The 16,485-nt window shown below is 34.7% G+C and carries 20 protein-coding genes; 17 read left to right on the forward strand and 3 right to left on the reverse strand.

The window, feature by feature from the left end; genetic code table 11:
- The first annotated feature begins 164 nt into the window (after positions 1-164).
- The 4 genes from DM447_RS08055 (at position 165) to DM447_RS08070 (ending at position 3,347) form a co-directional block, all read left to right on the forward strand.
- Positions 165-449 carry an Fpa/YlaN family protein gene (locus DM447_RS08055; protein ID WP_112180728.1) on the forward strand — a complete coding sequence of 95 codons (285 nt, stop codon included), beginning with the start codon at positions 165-167 and terminating at the stop codon, positions 447-449.
- Between the two features lie 87 nt (positions 450-536).
- Positions 537-1,721 (forward strand): putative lipid II flippase FtsW, encoded by a 1,185-nt coding sequence (gene ftsW / locus DM447_RS08060; protein ID WP_112180729.1) that lies wholly within the window; start codon positions 537-539, stop codon positions 1,719-1,721.
- Between the two features lie 202 nt (positions 1,722-1,923).
- Positions 1,924-2,856: a heme o synthase gene (cyoE, locus tag DM447_RS08065; protein ID WP_112180730.1), complete on the forward strand. Its 933-nt coding sequence runs from the start codon at positions 1,924-1,926 to the stop codon at positions 2,854-2,856.
- A 35-nt stretch (positions 2,857-2,891) separates the two neighbouring features.
- On the forward strand, positions 2,892-3,347 hold the full coding sequence (locus DM447_RS08070; RefSeq protein WP_112180731.1) for a DUF420 domain-containing protein: 456 nt from the start codon (positions 2,892-2,894) through the stop codon (positions 3,345-3,347).
- Between the two features lie 37 nt (positions 3,348-3,384).
- Here DM447_RS08070 and ytvI read toward each other — a convergent pair whose 3' ends face one another.
- Positions 3,385-4,443, reverse strand: a complete 1,059-nt coding sequence (gene ytvI / locus DM447_RS08075) for a sporulation integral membrane protein YtvI (RefSeq protein WP_112180732.1) — start codon at positions 4,441-4,443, stop codon at positions 3,385-3,387.
- A 521-nt stretch (positions 4,444-4,964) separates the two neighbouring features.
- On the opposite strand from ytvI, the gene DM447_RS08080 reads away from it, so the two are divergent.
- From DM447_RS08080 to coaD, 8 genes are all read left to right on the forward strand, one after another.
- A complete protein-coding gene (locus DM447_RS08080; protein ID WP_112180733.1) occupies positions 4,965-5,393 on the forward strand; it encodes a CBS domain-containing protein in 429 nt (142 codons plus the stop codon).
- Between the two features lie 145 nt (positions 5,394-5,538).
- Positions 5,539-6,591 carry a CAP domain-containing protein gene (locus tag DM447_RS08085; RefSeq protein ID WP_112180734.1) on the forward strand — a complete coding sequence of 351 codons (1,053 nt, stop codon included), beginning with the start codon at positions 5,539-5,541 and terminating at the stop codon, positions 6,589-6,591.
- Between the two features lie 81 nt (positions 6,592-6,672).
- Positions 6,673-7,089: a YlbD family protein gene (gene ylbD / locus DM447_RS08090; RefSeq protein ID WP_112180735.1), complete on the forward strand. Its 417-nt coding sequence runs from the start codon at positions 6,673-6,675 to the stop codon at positions 7,087-7,089.
- Between the two features lie 57 nt (positions 7,090-7,146).
- Positions 7,147-7,335 (forward strand): YlbE-like family protein, encoded by a 189-nt coding sequence (locus tag DM447_RS08095; protein WP_232824016.1) that lies wholly within the window; start codon positions 7,147-7,149, stop codon positions 7,333-7,335.
- 62 nt (positions 7,336-7,397) lie between these two features.
- Positions 7,398-7,835, forward strand: a complete 438-nt coding sequence (locus DM447_RS08100; RefSeq protein WP_112180737.1) for a YlbF/YmcA family competence regulator — start codon at positions 7,398-7,400, stop codon at positions 7,833-7,835.
- Positions 7,836-7,897: 62 nt separating this feature from the next.
- Entirely contained in the window at positions 7,898-8,173 is a 276-nt protein-coding gene (locus tag DM447_RS08105) for a YlbG family protein (protein WP_112180738.1), read from the forward strand.
- 346 nt (positions 8,174-8,519) lie between these two features.
- Positions 8,520-9,089, forward strand: coding sequence for a 16S rRNA (guanine(966)-N(2))-methyltransferase RsmD (rsmD, locus tag DM447_RS08110; RefSeq protein ID WP_112180739.1), 570 nt, complete (start codon positions 8,520-8,522; stop codon positions 9,087-9,089).
- Positions 9,082-9,582, forward strand: coding sequence for a pantetheine-phosphate adenylyltransferase (coaD, locus tag DM447_RS08115; RefSeq protein ID WP_112180740.1), 501 nt, complete (start codon positions 9,082-9,084; stop codon positions 9,580-9,582). The genes rsmD and coaD overlap by 8 nt, the downstream gene beginning before the upstream one ends.
- A 9-nt stretch (positions 9,583-9,591) precedes the next feature.
- On the opposite strand, the gene ylbJ is transcribed toward coaD, so the two are convergent.
- Positions 9,592-10,806, reverse strand: a complete 1,215-nt coding sequence (ylbJ, locus tag DM447_RS08120; protein WP_112180741.1) for a sporulation integral membrane protein YlbJ — start codon at positions 10,804-10,806, stop codon at positions 9,592-9,594.
- A gap of 207 nt (positions 10,807-11,013) precedes the next feature.
- Between ylbJ and DM447_RS08125 the strand changes: the two genes are divergently transcribed.
- Entirely contained in the window at positions 11,014-12,030 is a 1,017-nt protein-coding gene (locus DM447_RS08125; protein WP_112180742.1) for a SepM family pheromone-processing serine protease, read from the forward strand.
- 935 nt (positions 12,031-12,965) lie between these two features.
- Here the strand turns inward: DM447_RS08125 and DM447_RS08135 are convergent.
- On the reverse strand, positions 12,966-14,183 hold the full coding sequence (locus DM447_RS08135; protein ID WP_112180744.1) for a nucleotidyltransferase: 1,218 nt from the start codon (positions 14,181-14,183) through the stop codon (positions 12,966-12,968).
- Between the two features lie 135 nt (positions 14,184-14,318).
- Between DM447_RS08135 and DM447_RS08140 the strand changes: the two genes are divergently transcribed.
- The 4 genes from DM447_RS08140 to DM447_RS08155 all read left to right on the forward strand — a co-directional run bounded on the left by DM447_RS08140 (position 14,319) and on the right by DM447_RS08155 (position 16,459).
- Positions 14,319-14,840, forward strand: coding sequence for a YceD family protein (locus DM447_RS08140; protein WP_112180745.1), 522 nt, complete (start codon positions 14,319-14,321; stop codon positions 14,838-14,840).
- 93 nt (positions 14,841-14,933) lie between these two features.
- Positions 14,934-15,107 carry a 50S ribosomal protein L32 gene (rpmF, locus tag DM447_RS08145; protein ID WP_112180746.1) on the forward strand — a complete coding sequence of 58 codons (174 nt, stop codon included), beginning with the start codon at positions 14,934-14,936 and terminating at the stop codon, positions 15,105-15,107.
- 214 nt (positions 15,108-15,321) lie between these two features.
- Positions 15,322-15,798 carry an RsfA family transcriptional regulator gene (locus tag DM447_RS08150; RefSeq protein ID WP_112180747.1) on the forward strand — a complete coding sequence of 159 codons (477 nt, stop codon included), beginning with the start codon at positions 15,322-15,324 and terminating at the stop codon, positions 15,796-15,798.
- Between the two features lie 274 nt (positions 15,799-16,072).
- A complete protein-coding gene (locus DM447_RS08155) occupies positions 16,073-16,459 on the forward strand; it encodes a DUF3397 domain-containing protein (RefSeq protein WP_112180748.1) in 387 nt (128 codons plus the stop codon).
- The last annotated feature ends 26 nt before the right edge of the window (positions 16,460-16,485 follow it).

A 16,485-nucleotide genomic window follows, 5' to 3' on the forward strand; every position in this document is an offset into this window, starting at 1 on the left:
AAAAATAGAAAGTTATACAGTTTAACGATTATTAATTTAGCTTTGAGAAGATACGCAACATATTTATATACAAAAAATTCTATGTAAATCGTCGGAATCATCTTGCTTTTTAGGATTATTAACGCTAATATAAATGAAAGAAGTTCTTTAACGGAGGGGATTGAGTGATACCTGAAGTAATCGTAAGTAAAGCAGAAAAAGCCTATGTACTTTTACAAGAAGACGCAGATAAAATCCTGAAGCTTATAAGAGTTCAAATGGATAATTTAACAATGCCTCAATGTCCACTATACGAGGAAGTGTTAGACACACATATGTTTGGCCTTTCGAGAGAGATTGATTTTGCGGTTCGTTTAAACTTAATCTCAGAAGAAGAAGGTAAACAACTTTTGGAAAGTTTAGAAAGACAATTGAATTTGTTACACGAAGCTGCACAACAATCGATGTAGTTGTGTCTCTCTGTCTTAGATAAAGCCTTTGCCAATGGCAAGGTTTTTTTACTTTTTAACACATATTTTTGGTGAAGGAGTAAGGTAATGAAGCAAAAATGGAAAATGTTTGACTTTACACTAGCTTTTACGCCATTAATTCTCGCTATTTTTGGTATTATAATGATATATAGTTCAAGTATGGTTATTGCAGTAATGGACGGTAAGGCACCTAGTTATTATATGCTCAAACAGTTGCAATGGTTTATTATCGGTTTAGTTTTTTTCATTTTCTGTAGTTTTTTTAACTATCGTCATTATCAAAAGGTAATGAAATTCATTATAATAGGTCTAATTTTAATGTTAGTAGTGGTTCTTTTTGAAGATCCGGTGAAAGGAGCACGATCATGGCTTTATATTGGTCCATTTTCAGTACAACCTGCTGAATTTGTGAAATTAGGATTAATTATGTATTTAGCTTCTGTATATGCTAAAAAACAAAGTTATCTAAATAATTTCACTGCAGGTGTGTTGCCTCCACTTGTGATGACTGGTATTTTATTAGGCTTGATTTTTTTTCAACCAGATATAGGAACAGCAGCAATTATTTTTTTAATCGCTTGTTCTGTTATCTTTAGTGCAGGAATTAAACTTAGACATCTATCCTTATTATTTGTGTTTGGTGCAGTCTTTATTGTCTTTGTAGGTTCTGATATGTTGACTACTGAGCGTCTTTCAAGATTTACAGGTGCATACCAACCTTTTACTAACCCTGAAGATGGTGGTTATCAGCTGATCCAATCGTATATTGCAATTGGAACAGGTGGATTGGACGGGTTAGGTTTAGGACAAAGCGTACAGAAACTTGGTTATTTAACAGAAGGATATAATGATTTTATTATGGCTGTAATAGCAGAAGAACTTGGTTTTATAGGTGTTATTATTGTAATCGGTTTGTTAGCTATTATTGTCTTAAGAGGTTTATTTATCGCAAAAATTTGTCAAGATAGTTTTGGTTCCTTATTAGCTATTGGAATTTCCTCCATGGTTGGGATCCAAGCATTTATTAATTTAGGTGCAATAAGTGGACTGTTGCCAATTACAGGAGTAACATTACCATTTGTTAGTTATGGAGGATCATCTTTATTAGTATTAATGATCTCAATGGGTATCTTAAATAATGTCGCACGTCACGTAAAAAAATCATTATCTGATTCTGCCTCAGGACACATTAATGATCAACAAGAAACAAAGGATAGGAGAATACGCCCTGTTCGTGCGTATAATAGTTAATTATTAATTATGAAAGTCCCAACTAGTAAAAAGCTGGGGCTTTTAATTTGTGAACTTTTTGTGCCAAAATGTATAAAAACCTTGCAAATTTAACTTTTCTTTGCTAAAAATAATAACGTATGAAGATAGAATGTATATTTATTTAAAAACAGAAAATTGATTACTTATAAATTTTTGAGTGACAAAAGGGATGTGAAATACAATGGATAAGGCAGAAACACCATCACGTAAGATGTTAACGAATACTGCTGAAAGTGGAAAAAAAAGTATCGCATCCGATTTAAAGGCATTGTTAAAAACAGGAATTATTCAATCGAATGTCATGACAGCTTTTGCAGGCTTTTGGGTTGCATTATACTATAACAATATGCAAGTGCATACACACTGGTTATCATTAGCATTGATGTTAATAGGCACTGCTTTGGTTATTGGTGGAGGCTGTGTGTTAAATAATTATTATGACCGTGATATTGATCCAGTGATGTCGCGTACGAAAAAACGCCCAACAGTAACTGGAACGATCCCATTATCTGTTATATTAGCTTTAGGTATAGGGCTATCAATCATGGGTATTGTTGTTTTGTTATTTATTACGTGGCAAGCAGCATTAGTAGCTGCATTCGGTTGGTTCGCTTATGTTGTCTTATATACAATGTGGTCTAAAAGAAGATATACATTAAACACAGCAATAGGTAGTCTTTCTGGCGCTGTTCCTCCGTTAATAGGTTGGGCGGCTGTAGATCCAAACCTTTCTTTAGCTGCCTGGGCATTATTCGGTATTATGTTTGTTTGGCAGACACCGCACTTCCTAGCGCTAGCAATGAAAAAAACGGAAGAATATAGGGCGGCTAATATTCCAATGTTACCTGTCATTTATGGATTTAAGGTTACTAAACGGCAGATTATTATGTATATTATTTGTTTACTACCTCTTCCATTCCTTCTCAGTGAACTTGGTACAGTATTTATAATTTTGGCTAGTGTGTTAAATATTATTTGGCTTACATTAGCATTAAATGGATTTAAAAAGATGGATGATTTAAAATGGGCGAATCGCTTATTTGTTTATTCTCTATTTTATTTAATGATTCTATGCATTAGTATGGTGGTTTTAACGCTACCATCTGTTATATAAGAGAAAAGTAAAGCAAGAAGAGAGGAAATCGTTGCATGCCATTTTTACCTACACTAAGCACAGCTTTTATTATTTTAAGTGCAATACTTGTTGCAATTGGCTGGCTCTTAATCGTTAAGAAGAAATACAAGGCACATAAATACACGATGATAAGTGCGGCTATAAGTGCATTATTATTTTTTATTATCTATGCATCTCGAACAGTTTTTGTAGGCAACACTAGTTTTGGTGGTCCTGATGATCTGAAGATTTATTATACGATATATTTGGTTTTTCATATTATTTTAGCAACAACAGGTGCGGTTTTTGGAATTGTAACACTTACCCTTGCTTTTAAACGGAATATTATAAAACATCGTAAGTTGGGACCAATAACGAGTATTATTTGGTTCTTTGTAGCTATAACTGGTACTATAGTGTATGCACTCTTATACGTATTTTATGAGAGTGGCGAGACAACTAGTATGATTAAAGCAATACTTGGATTTTAATCAATAAAAAGAGGCTGATTTTTAAAATCAGCCTCTTTTAAATTTTAAATTTTAATTTGATAATCCCAGCTTCTTTTGCTGAATTAAAAGCGATAACAAACAGTGGACCTATTATAAAACCAAGCAAACCAATTAATTGAAGACCAATATACATGGCAATCAATGTTGCCAATGGTGATAAACCGATATGTCTCCCCATTACCTTGGGTTCCACGGTTCTCCGAATAATTAAAAGAACAATAGCGAGCACAGCTAGTTGTGATCCAAGTACGATGTCACCGGTTATATACATATACAACGACCACGGTCCTAAAACTGCAATTGATCCAATGATTGGGATGAAATCAATAACCCAAATAATAAGTGACATAATTAACGCGTATTCCGGGAAAATAAATAGTAGGCCTAGCAACGATATGACAAAAATAACTGTGCTAACTAGAAACTGTGCTTTCAGAAAGCCTAAGACAACATAAGATAATCGTGCACTCATAAACCGAGCTTTCTCTGCTGTATCTGCAGTGAGATAATAATAAGATTTTGATTTCAAAAGTGGTAATTCGATCATAAACAAGAATAAAGCAATTAAGTAAACGATAAAGCTCACAATGTATTGTGGTACGGCAGCTACATAACCGGCGATGTTTTCAAGCTGTAGGTTATTTTTAATTGTTTCGTTAACAATCAATACATTTTCCTTTATACTATCTTTTACCTGATCTACAAATTCTGTAGGTAGATCCTTCATCACACGGTCCAAATCAGCTTCCCACTCTATGACTTTTCCATTTATTTGATTGACATATGTTGGCGTATTCTCAGCAAGTGTAACGACATGCTTTACAACACTTGTAACTGTATATGTACCAATAATTCCGACAATTAATATAAATACCAGAAAGACAATAGTAACTGCAAACTTCCGATTTATCTTAAAGCGAAATTGTAACCATCGAATGGTAGGGTTCAAGAATAATGCTGTAAAAAAGGCAAGTATTAGCGGAATAGAAACAGGTAATACAAAGTAACCAATCAAAATAAGTAGTAATGCTAATAAAATTAATATCCAATGACGTTTACTAAGATAACGGAACAATTTATGTATGTGACTCCTTTCAAGAGGAAACTGTTTTCAAAAATCCTTTATACAAAATATAGCATGAAGTTGGTTAATTTAATAGTGCTTAAGTAAGTTAATCACTTTATTTTGTGAAATTTAATAATAGACTCAATTTTCCTCAGTTTTTGCTTTCAATATTCAGAGTGGAGAGAAACTGCGACGTAGATTCTATACCCGCTCCACAATTGAAATGGGCTCGCTTTCCGAGTGGATCTTCAGCCCGCGCTGTTCCCACAGAAAGGGAGCCCATTTGCTTCCGTAGCGGGTGTTAAGTCGCAGTTGATATAAATCTTGACGCAAGGAATATTAAGTTGGAGTCTATAGTCATTTAGTCATAAACAATCCTCCTTTAGAAAGCTGCCTACCATTAAGGTGACTATCGGATCTAAATTCACTTCAAGTTTTTTTCTTCAGAAATGCAAGTTTTTTACTTAGTCGGTCATAATAACAAATGATGAATAGTTGTATTCAATCAATTAACACGGAGGAGGATATTTATGAAAACTGTAAAAGATATAATGACGCAGGACGTTACTTATTGTTCCCCAGATGACTCGCTTATTAAAGCAGCTGAAATGATGAAGCAACATAACGTTGGTGCTATTCCAGTTTGTCAAGATAACAAAGAAATAATGGGTATGGTGACTGACCGTGATTTAGTCCTTAGAGGTTATGCTTTAGATAAACCAGGAACAACAAAAATTAAAGAAGTTATGACAGATCATCTTATTACAGCAGAACAAAACACTAATGTTCAAGAAGCAAGTTCTATTATGGCAGAACATCAAATTAGACGCTTACCAATTGTAGAAAACAAGAAAATTGTCGGTATTGTCGCATTAGGTGACTTATCATTAGATGACAAGTCAAATATGGCTGCTGGGCATGCATTAGAAGAAATTTCAGAACGTCCAGAATTACACTAATATAATTGTTGACTATCTAAAGGCTCTTTACTGAAGTTAAGTAAAGGGTCTTTTTATAGTTTCCTAATGCATTCAATAATAAAAGGTTGTACACATACATAATATAGTAGTGCAGGAAATTGGATTCGCAAAGGAGCTAAAATGCATGAAAAATGTAGTAAAAAGAGTCCTCTTTGTTTTTTTATTAGGTGCAGGTGTTTTTTATATGTTACAAGGAAAAGTGGGAACGCAGGAAGTAATATCTAATGTTGAGAGTTTGATGAGCCAAAAAGAAATAGTAAACGATGCTAAAGTATCGCCAGTATATATAGCCTCAAAGACAACTACTCACAATGGAGTATTTAGTTGGATTGGTGAAACAACAGATGCACTACGAGAAGAAAAAGGGGAGCCAATTCGTAAAGATTTAAGTCCATATGGGTATACGTGGTGGGTTTATCAAAATGGTGATGACCAGTACATACAATTTGGCGTGAAGGAGAAAAGGATTGTTACGCTCTATGCTACTGGAGTTGAATCTAACTTTGACCCGATTAAAATTGGGACATCTTATCAAGTATTAGCAGAAGAATATCAATTTGAAGATCAAATTAGTTTTTCTACTTATACATTTAAACTTACAGAAGAAGATAAGAAAATGAGACCATTAAAACAGATTAATGAAAATCTTTTCATTCAATTTTATTTTGATTCATACAATGAAGTATTGTCGTCATTTCGGTTAATGACAGAAGAAGTCTTGCTGATGCAGCAACCTTATGAAATTAGCTTTCGTGGTAAACTTCCTGAATCGCCATTTGTTTCAGAAGAGGATTGGCAGTCTATTGCTTCGGGTGAAGAACAACAAATTTTCGCAATAACAAATGTAATTAGAAATAGATTTGATAGAGATCAACTTGTATGGAATGAATCAGTGCAAGAAGTTGCTTATAACCATAGTAAAGATATGGAAAAAAATAATTATTTCTCTCATTATTCACAATCAGGAGCAAGCCTTAAAGAACGATTAGAAGTAAATGATGAAATATACAAATTAGCAGGAGAAAACATTGCAGCGCAATATGTAGATGCTCCTGCTGCTGTTGAGGGCTGGTTAAATAGTGACGGGCACCGAGAGGCACTTCTAAAAAAAGAATATACAGATTTAGGTGTTGGTGTTTACCGTGACTATTATACACAAAACTTTTTAGGTAAGTAACGATACTATTCACGTATCACCTTTTGTGCCTAATTGACATAAACTATTTTGATAGTAAATAGGGATAAGAGGTGATCGTTTGTGTCTAATCCTGAACTGGATCCGAGCATTGCAAAATTCAAAAAATTTGTTCAAGAACATCCAGGCTTAATTAGAGAAGTTCGAAATGGGAATAAAAGGTGGCAAGATTTCTATGAACAATGGGTGTTATTAGGAGAAGATGATTCAAGTTGGGAAACGTATCTCAAAGATGCATCCAGTAAAAAGGTAGAAGAGCCTGCCAAAAAAAAGAAAAGTAAACAAGAGTGGATGAAACAAGTAACAGGTTTGATGGAAAAAGTAGATATGAATAAAATGGAAGGGAATATTGAGCAATTAAATGGAGCCATTACAAACATCCAATCATTACTGGCTCAATTTAAAGATGAAAATCAACAAACGCCAACTAAACCATCAAATCCATCAACACGTAGACCTTTTCAGTTTTATCGTGATTAGGAGGAGATCTTTATCGATCCTAGAGTATACAATCAAATAAATGCGAAACCGGAGTTGTTGTTTTTTCTGCGTAATCAACCAATTTGGTATCGAACATTATCGAGAGATCCTACCCAATTTGAGCAATTCGAAAAAGAAGCAAAAAGTTACCTTGGTAAAACGATTCCGCAACGTGTTGAGAAAGTATCGGAACAAATGCAAATGATGGCAATGTTTCTTCAAATGGCAAGTGCTTGGAAAGATTAGCACTTGCCCTCTTTTTTTTTAGGCACTTTACTGGTATGATAATCCTTATGGAGGTGAAGATTGTGTTAGCTACATCTGAAATTGTTGATTTGATAGATGAATCTGAACGTATTGGTCAAATGATTATGCAATCAGAACTCATGATTGATTATATAGAAGCAAAAGAAGCATTGGCAAATGATAAAGAAGCACAGCGTCTTATTACTACTTTCCATGATAAAAAGGAACAGTATGAAGAAGTACAGAGGTTTGGGCGTTATCATCCGGACTATAGTGCGATTACGAAAGAAATTCGTGCAACGAAGCGAGAGATGGATATGAATGATTACGTTGCAAAATTTAAAATTACGGAACGAAATGTGCAAACATTATTAGATGAGGTTAGTGAACGTATTGCACAAAGTGTTAGTAGTCAAGTTAAAGTGCCAAAAGATGGCGCATTATTAACAGACAGTGGATGTGGTTGCGGATCTGGTGGCGGTTGCGGCTGTGCATCATAGATAGAGTAATCTATATTTATCCTGTTAGATGCGAAACAAAAAAGTAAGCGAGGAAAACACAAATGCGAACACAACGACAAGGACTTATTATTTGGTTTCAACATATGAAAAATATGAAACAAATCAAGCGGTACGGCCATCTCATTTATGTTTCAAGAAATTTGAAGTATGCTGTAGTATACGTTGATAAAGAAGAAGTAGATGACAAACTAATAAAGTTAGAGAAGCTTCCCTTCATTACACGTGTAGAGAAGTCCTTTAAACCATTTATCAGAACAGAGTTTGAAAATGCTAAAAAGGATAAAGCGAAAGAGTATGATTACAAGATGGGAATTTAGAGGTTTAACTACTTAAATGAACAAAAAAAGCCTGCAGATCAATTAATCTGCAGGCCCTTTTTAACTTCTATATTAGAAATCAAAAAGGCAAAGGGAGAGGAGAAACCGGAGGAAGTACTTATGGGGAAACGTAAGCCTTCTCCGTCTTCAAGAAGTAACCAAAGCCTTGTTTAGCTACCTCACTAGCCTAGTATAGACGAGAAATATTTTTCTATACATTTCTTGTTAAGGAACTTATAAATAAAAGTTTTAGTGCCATGTTTTGACACAGTTTGATTAAAATTTCTGTCATGCAGCATTTTATGGTAGGATGGAAGTCGAATAATATAAATAAGAGGTGTGCATGATGAGAGTGATTGCAGGTACATATAAAGGTCGGAGATTACAGTCCGTTCCGAATAATTTAACCAGACCAACAACAGATAAAGTAAAGGAAGCTTTATTTCAAATGATTGGTCCATATTTTGAAGGTGGAATGTGTTTAGATTTATTTGCAGGCAGCGGCGCATTAGGAATAGAAGCATTAAGCAGAGGGATGGACAAAGTTATATTCGTTGATCAACAGTCAAAAGCAATTCAAACTATCTATGCCAATCTGGAAATTTTAGATCTAGAAGATCATGCTGAGGTATTCCGGACAGAAGCATTTCGTGCATTAAAGGCTGCTGGTAAAAGAGACCTAACCTTTGATCTTGTCTTTCTTGATCCGCCTTATGAAAAGATATCATACGAGAAACTACTAGAAGCTTTACTAACCTATAAGCTTGTAACGGATAAAACAATTATTGTTTGTGAACATGAAAGAAGACAATCATTACCTGACTATTACGAAGGTTTTCACAAGTTGAAAACGGAAAGATACAGTAATTCAACTGCTATTTCATTATATAAGAAGGGAGAAGAAAAGAATGAATGAGAGGCTAGCGATTTGTCCTGGTAGTTTCGATCCAATTACTTTTGGTCATTTGGATATTATTCAACGGGCAGCAAAAGTATTTGATCATGTAATAGTAGCTGTATTTAATAACCAATCAAAATCACCCTTATTTACAGTCGATGAAAGAATGAAGATGCTTGAATTAGTTACAGCTAATATACCAAACGTTTCAATTGATTCGCATGGGGGTCTATTAGTTGATTATGCACGAGAAAAGAATGCGCAAGCAATTGTGCGAGGCCTTCGTGCAGTTAGTGACTTTGAATATGAGTTACAAATAACTTCAATGAATCGCAAACTAAATGAAGATGTAGAAACTTTTTTTATCATGACTAATAATCAATATTCCTTTTTAAGTTCTAGTATGGTGAAAGAGGTAGCTAAATATAAAGGCAATGTATCTGATTTAGTTCCAGAAGTGGTCGACAAGGCCTTAAAAGAAAAATTTATTGAACAGCAAAAAAACAGCTAATCTAATTGATTAGCTGTTTTTTTGGGCTCGAATCCGACTAAGAAGAATTAAAAATGCAACGAAAAGGGAAGCTAGTGTGATAATTGGTCCGTATTCTTGGATAGCTGTATACAATTGGAAAGATCCTTGTGTTTCCGTTGATAAGAAAGCAGGAATTAATTTTCTTGTTTCTAGTGCTTGATTGGAATATAAATACGGAAATAGTAAAATAACTAAGCAACTTGCAAATATACCATGTAAAATTCTTGCGAAAAAGTAGGGGATGAAGCGAATATCTGTTTCTGCTAGTATGCTAGCTACTTGTGCTTGTACGGAAAAACCATTAAAAGCAAAGATAAAACTTAAAATAACAGCTTGTGGTAAAAGATCGGTCATATTTGTATTAGCAATCATTTGGGCACCAAGTGTAATTTCAAAGAGACCTGAGAATAATGGTAATGCTAGTTCGCTTGGTAAATTAAAAGCTACAAGTACCACGCCGATCCCATTAGAAATAAAGGTTGCTAGACCAATAGCGTGAAGTAGTGCGGTAAACACAGAAAACATAATGATAAATCCACCAATCATTAATAATGTTTGTACGGATTGCGTGATAGCATCACCAAAAATTTTACCAAAAGGTCTACTATCTTTTAATCGTGTCTCATGCAGTTCACTAAATGCTCTACCAATGGCAAGTCCTTTCACTCTATATCTTGGTTTAAGCTCTTTCTCCTTACCGTAAAAACGCATGCACACACCAACAAGTGCATTACTGGAATAATGTACGACAGCAAGCAGAAATCCTAGTGAGGCATCATGAAAGAAGCCAACTGATACTGCTGCAATAATAAACAAAGGATTTGAAGCGTTAGTAAAAGAGACTAACCGTTCTGCTTCTATTTTAGTTAATTGTTTTTCTTGTCGCAGTCTTGCTGTTAATTTAGCGCCAGATGGATAGCCGCTTGCCATGCCCATTGCCCAGACAAAGCTTCCAACCCCAGGGACATTAAATACAGGACGCATGATTGGTTCAAATAAAACGCCAATAAAACGAACCACACCAAAACCAATTAATAACTCTGCTGTAACAAAAAAAGGAAGTAAAGAAGGGAAAACTGTTCCCCACCACATATCAATTCCGCGTATACTTGCTTCTAGTGCATCTTTTGGAAAAGTAATCAGCGCTACAGCAACAAATAGTGCTATGCTTGCTAAGAAGCCTGACTTCGTTTTTGATTTCAATTGTTTTATGCCTCCTAATTCGCTTTCACTATTCTGTACTTCTAAATTAAATAATAGTAGAATAAGTATAGTTTCTCTTGTCCAAGCCTCTATAACAATGTATACGCAAGTACCGCTTTTTTTTATGCTTAAGAATAGATAAAAAGTCTATCTAAAATAGAAAAGGCATAAAGTAAATAGTAAACTAACAGACAAGTGGGGGAAAAAATGAATTGGAATAAGAAAAAGATTATAATTTATAGTGTATTAATGATTGTCATTGCTTTTCTAGTTGCTTATCGACTACCGTATTACATATATAAACCTGGTGGAGCAGATGCGCTTAGTCCCGTTGTTGAAGTAGCCGATGGATATGAAAGTGAAGGAGACATGCACTTAGTAACGGTAAGGGGTGGACAAGCAACGCCTTTACAATATATATGGGCTTTAATGCAACCTCATCAAGATATTGAACGTTTGGAAGATGTATTTCCAGAGGGGATTAGTCAAGAAGAATACTTTCAAGCTCAACTACAAATGATGGAAAGTTCACAAGAGGCATCTACTGTTGTTGCCTACCAAGCAGCAGATCAGGAGATAGATATTTCTTATGAAGGGGTATATGTTGTTTCAGTTTTAGAAGATATGCCAGCTTTTGATAAGTTAGAAACAGGCGATAAAATAACAGAGATAAATGATCAAGTAATTAAAGATGCTGATGAATTAATCGAAATGGTAAGTGGCATGCAAGTTGGTGAAGAAATTTCTTTAACGATTGATAGAGAAGAAGAACAAATAAATGAAGTGGTTACATTAGCCGAATTTCCTGATAACCCTGATCAAGTAGGCATTGGGATTCAACTTGTTACCAATAGAGAAGTTACGGTTGATCCTGAAATTACATTTACAAGTGGTGAAATCGGTGGACCTAGTGCTGGATTAATGTTTTCTTTAGAAATATATGATCAATTAACAGAAGAGGATCTTACAAAAGGACAAGAGATAGCAGGTACAGGAGAAATTAGCTATGAAGGAGATGTTTTACCTATTGGTGGTATTGATAAGAAAGTAATCGCTGCTGATAAAGAGGGATGTACGATCTTCTTTGCACCAAATCAAGGTGGAGCTGAAGATTCAAATTATCAAGTTGCACTGGAAACAGCTAATGAAATCGATACAGAGATGGAAATTGTGCCAGTAGACACATTTGAAGACGCCATTACTTATTTAGAAAATCTAGAATAGAACATGAACCCCCATTAGTATGACTAATGGGGGTTCTGTATTATTAAAAGCTGTCGTACCTAAAGCAATTTATCTTTTGTTAAAATGTTGTATCGCATTTTCCATCAACTGAGACTTAATAGAATTTCCTGCCCCGCTCCTCAAGTGAAATTGACTCCCTTTCCGCAGGCACGGCTTCAGCTAACTCGAAAACTAAGAACGTTTCCGAGTGGATCTTCAGCCCGCGCTGTTCCTGCAGGAGTGTCGCCAATTTCACTTGATACGCTAGTTTATTACACAGTAATATTAGAGAGCATAAATTAATCACATGTCGAAAAGGTACGCTATCAAGCGAAGAAAGCAAATGGATGACACTCCTCGAAAATAAAAAACGATTTTCGTGCGATGTGAACTCTTAGAAGCATTCCTTGTCCTGTGGGAACAGCAAATGTTTTAGGGTGGGATGAGTAATCCCAATCCCACAAGTTGATGATCCACTCGGAAAGAGACTTTTGGACCTGCGATTACTCGCCACATCAAGATCGTTTGCTGACGAAGCGGGTAAGGATCTTATAATGGTGAAATGGAAATGTTAACACAAATTAGCGAAGGAAAAATGCGAGACTCCTATGGGAAAGGAACAGTCTGAAGACCCCGCAGTGAGCGTTTTTTGCTCACGAGGAGGCTGAAGCGTTCCCCATGGAAAGCGAGTGTTTTTCTGCAGCGACAGATTAACAAGGAATTATATAGCATAACCTTTATAATCTATGTCGTAGTTTCGTTCGTTCAAGTTCGTCAGTCAAAGCACTATGATACTTACGAAAGGGATACGAAGTCAACTTCAAATTTGTATTATGAGACTTTCTAGTTATGCTAAGACATATCTGCCACTTTTACTCTGCTAAAGTTGAGTAACAAGTAATTAAGTTTACGAAATAAGTTCATTTAAGAACATTTCATTTCATGTATGGTGGATTAAATTCTTGTTTACGCATTTGGTTGCGCATTGTGGCAGGTAATACCGTGTAATAGGCATCACTTGCTCGTTCATCTAATGCTAACATTTGTGATAAGTTACGACTTAATTGCGTCACAATTGGTACGAGACGTTCTTTCTTCGTGTTATTCAAATGAATCTTTCCTTGTTCCGACATACCAAGTAAACGAATGTAAGGAATAGACTGTTCAAATTGGATTTGTTTGATCTCATTCTTTGTTGTATGGGTTAAAATATGAACAAACATACGTTGTATACGCGTATTAGTAAAACGTTTTGTATGTAATGCTGTGAGCCATTGCTTGAAACTCGTTACTTCGTGGACGGTCTTTTTTAACCGATACTCCATCCCTTCATCTACACCTTGGATCATTTGCAACGCTTCTAAAGACATAGTGGCTACACGGTATTGTAGGAATGAAAAATAAGCTTCCCAGGTGTGCCAAATACCTGTTTGTTCCTTATAAGCTGTTAGATACTGTTGAGTACTTTCTGGTAAAGACTGTGACACGTCATCTGAAATGTCATGTCGATCTAATAAACCTTTCCGAATGCTCGTAGCACTAGCATATGGATGCTTAATAACTTGATCATGGTAATCACTTTGTACTCTTTTAATCGTGATAGCTTTAATTAATGGATTAATTTTGTGAATACTTTTTACGTAACTAAAGCCTAAAATGTTATTTGGTTTACTAAGATCAAGGCCATTCGTGTTGGTTGTTAAGCCGATTTTTTGAAAGGCTCTATTATTTGCTACAGGATAGGATTTTCCTAAGGACAACTCATTTTTAATAATAGCATTGAATTCGATTTTATTTTCTTCTAAAATTTGATATGCTTGATGAAAGGAATCTATATTTCCTTGTTCACTACCAAAACAAATAGACGAAACTTTTAGTTCGTTTAATAATGCAATTGCACCAGAAGCGAAATTGTCACTATGTTGTACTGCACTAGCATATGGTAATTCAATGACAATATCGACACCTTGATCAATTGCCATGCGGGCCCGCATAAACTTATCAACAATTGCAGGTTCGCCTCTTTGTAGAAAGTTTCCGCTCATACAGGCGATGACACATGTTGCATCTGTTTGTTCTTTTGCCTGCTTCACATGATATTGATGTCCGTAATGAAAGGGATTATACTCTACAATAATGCCACAAGCTTGCATAGATTTCACTCCTTCTGGATAGTATTGTACCATAGCAAGTAAGTAATAAAAAAATCACATCGAAGTGTAAAGAAAAAATGTTGACAAACAACCAATTTCCTTTTACAATAAACGATGTGCCTTGAGGTGATACAAATGAAAATTTCTATTCAAAAGATAATTCGTTCTGAAGTTATTCAATTTGACGAAAAAGTAGATATTTCGGAAATTGAAACGTGGAACAATGATATTAGAAGGATCGATCCTGTTTTAGTTAAGGGAAGTCTTACAGCACAAGGTGATCAGATAACGTGTCAAATGACACTAAAAGGTATGATGGTCCTACCATGTGCGAGAACATTAATCGATGTCGAATATCCATTTGAATTAGAAGCAACAGAACTTTTTTCTATTAGTCCTTATTACAATGAAGAGGATGATTCAGAAATTCATCCAGTTGATGGAGAATTACTTGACCTTGATCCTTATATCATGGAGAATGTGATATTGAAAATTCCTTTACGTGTTTTTGCTAGTGAGAAAGAATTAGAAGAACACGCGTTAACTTCAGGTAATGGATGGGAACTTGTTCTCGAAGAAAAAAAAGAGGAAACGATTGATCCTCGTATGAGAAAATTACAATTTCTATTAGATAAAGAAAACAAAGAAAATCAATAAGGTAAAGTGATTTAAACTAATGCCACTTCCTTGCCTTAATGTTTGATATAGTAAGGGAAGATTTTCGTTTCGTAAGTGAAGGAGGTGTAAGACATGGCTGTACCAAAAAGAAAAACGTCTAAAAAAGTTAAAAATCAACGTCGTACACATAAAAAATTACATGTACCGGGTATGATTGTATGTTCGAATTGTGGTGAACTTACTAAACCTCACCATGTTTGCAAAGCTTGCGGACAATATGATGGTAAACAAGTAGTAGAACAATAGAACGTTGAAAAGATGGCAGGGACTTCCTGTCATCTTTTTTGTTTGTCAAATTCTATTGATAAACTATGTTGCTTTAACAACATAATAGGATACTGTTCTACTTGTTTTTAAAACGATGACGTTTAAAATTCTGCTATTAAAATAGACAGGTTTGATTCTAGCACTCCTATTTTTTGCATATAGTAATAGCAAAAGTAATAGGAGGGGGAATAAAATGAGTACGACTAGACAAGATGCGTGGTCACAGGATGAAGATGCGCTTTTAGCGGAGACGGTATTACGCTATATACGTAATGGTAAAACACAATTAGAGGCATTTAAAGAAGTTGGTAAAAGGTTAGTTAGAACGCCAGCAGCTTGCGGTTTTAGGTGGAATGCTTCGATACGAAAACAGTATCAACAAGCAATTGATTTAGCTAAAAAAGAAAGAAAAAAACAACCTCATGAGTCAATATATCTTCCGACAGAAATGAATCAGCATCTAACGTTAGAGGCCGCGATTTCTATCTTAGAAAAAGTAAAAGGTAATTATGATGCGATTGAACAAAAGCAAACTATTGATTATCAACAAGTTCATGACATAATAGATGAAAATAAAGCGTTAAAAAAACAACTAGAGAAATATGAAGAGGCTTTTAATGAAATGCAACGATTATGGGGAAATTTTGATAAACCTACTATTAAGTTATAGACCTTGTAGAAAGTTTGCAAGGCTTTTTATTTGCTAAAAAAGAGGAATAACTAGTTTGCACTAGACGGATAAATGACAATATTATATGCTAAGGTATGGAAATATAAATACAATGAGTGAATTGAGTGTATATAAATAGAGCTATTATCTTGACGCGTCTCTAAGAAAAGTGTCATAATTAGCTCGGTTTAACTGGTATTTATAACTAGTTTGTTCTATAAAAAAACAAGCGTGCATTCGTAGTGTAAAAATCAAAGTTAGTGGGTTGAAGTAGATGTCACACATCATTGCATACCTATTTGCAATTAGCATTACATTCCCTATATTAGTTACAGTTGGACTTTATTACATATTCAAAAGAATATATAAACATCCCAAAAAGGTATTGCATAGTAGCATTGCATATTCTACGCTATTTTACATTATTTCTGTTATGATTATGTTAAAACACTTATTCCAGTCATCTTATGTCGGTATAATCATTCTTTTTTTGTTAGTAGTATTGATGAGTTTTGTTATTTTACAGTGGAAATTCACGCATGAAGTTATTTTTAGACACGCTTTTAAATTGTTTTGGCGTTCTATGTTTCTTTTCTTTTTGGTTGCCTATGTCTTACTTGGATTAACAGGTATCATAATGGAACTTATTATCACCATGTAATACTATTTCAATCGTAATTACTTATA

It is taken from the genome of Paraliobacillus zengyii, from assembly GCF_003268595.1.
In the GTDB taxonomy this organism is placed as follows: Bacteria; Bacillota; Bacilli; order Bacillales; family Amphibacillaceae; genus Paraliobacillus_A; species Paraliobacillus_A zengyii.

Excerpts from the sequence above, each read along its gene's own strand:
- ftsW (WP_112180729.1), top strand. The coding sequence starts at position 537 with ATGAAGCAAAAATGGAAAATGTTTGACTTTACACTAGCTTTTACGCCA.
- cyoE (WP_112180730.1), top strand. The coding sequence starts at position 1,924 with ATGGATAAGGCAGAAACACCATCACGTAAGATGTTAACGAATACTGCT.
- DM447_RS08070 (WP_112180731.1), top strand. The coding sequence starts at position 2,892 with ATGCCATTTTTACCTACACTAAGCACAGCTTTTATTATTTTAAGTGCA.
- DM447_RS08080 (WP_112180733.1), top strand. The coding sequence starts at position 4,965 with ATGAAAACTGTAAAAGATATAATGACGCAGGACGTTACTTATTGTTCC.
- DM447_RS08085 (WP_112180734.1), top strand. The coding sequence starts at position 5,539 with ATGAAAAATGTAGTAAAAAGAGTCCTCTTTGTTTTTTTATTAGGTGCA.
- DM447_RS08105 (WP_112180738.1), top strand. The coding sequence starts at position 7,898 with ATGCGAACACAACGACAAGGACTTATTATTTGGTTTCAACATATGAAA.
- rsmD (WP_112180739.1), top strand. The coding sequence starts at position 8,520 with ATGAGAGTGATTGCAGGTACATATAAAGGTCGGAGATTACAGTCCGTT.
- coaD (WP_112180740.1), top strand. The coding sequence starts at position 9,082 with ATGAATGAGAGGCTAGCGATTTGTCCTGGTAGTTTCGATCCAATTACT.
- DM447_RS08125 (WP_112180742.1), top strand. The coding sequence starts at position 11,014 with ATGAATTGGAATAAGAAAAAGATTATAATTTATAGTGTATTAATGATT.
- DM447_RS08135 (WP_112180744.1), bottom strand. The coding sequence starts at position 14,183 with ATGCAAGCTTGTGGCATTATTGTAGAGTATAATCCCTTTCATTACGGA.
- DM447_RS08140 (WP_112180745.1), top strand. The coding sequence starts at position 14,319 with ATGAAAATTTCTATTCAAAAGATAATTCGTTCTGAAGTTATTCAATTT.
- rpmF (WP_112180746.1), top strand. The coding sequence starts at position 14,934 with ATGGCTGTACCAAAAAGAAAAACGTCTAAAAAAGTTAAAAATCAACGT.
- DM447_RS08150 (WP_112180747.1), top strand. The coding sequence starts at position 15,322 with ATGAGTACGACTAGACAAGATGCGTGGTCACAGGATGAAGATGCGCTT.
- DM447_RS08155 (WP_112180748.1), top strand. The coding sequence starts at position 16,073 with ATGTCACACATCATTGCATACCTATTTGCAATTAGCATTACATTCCCT.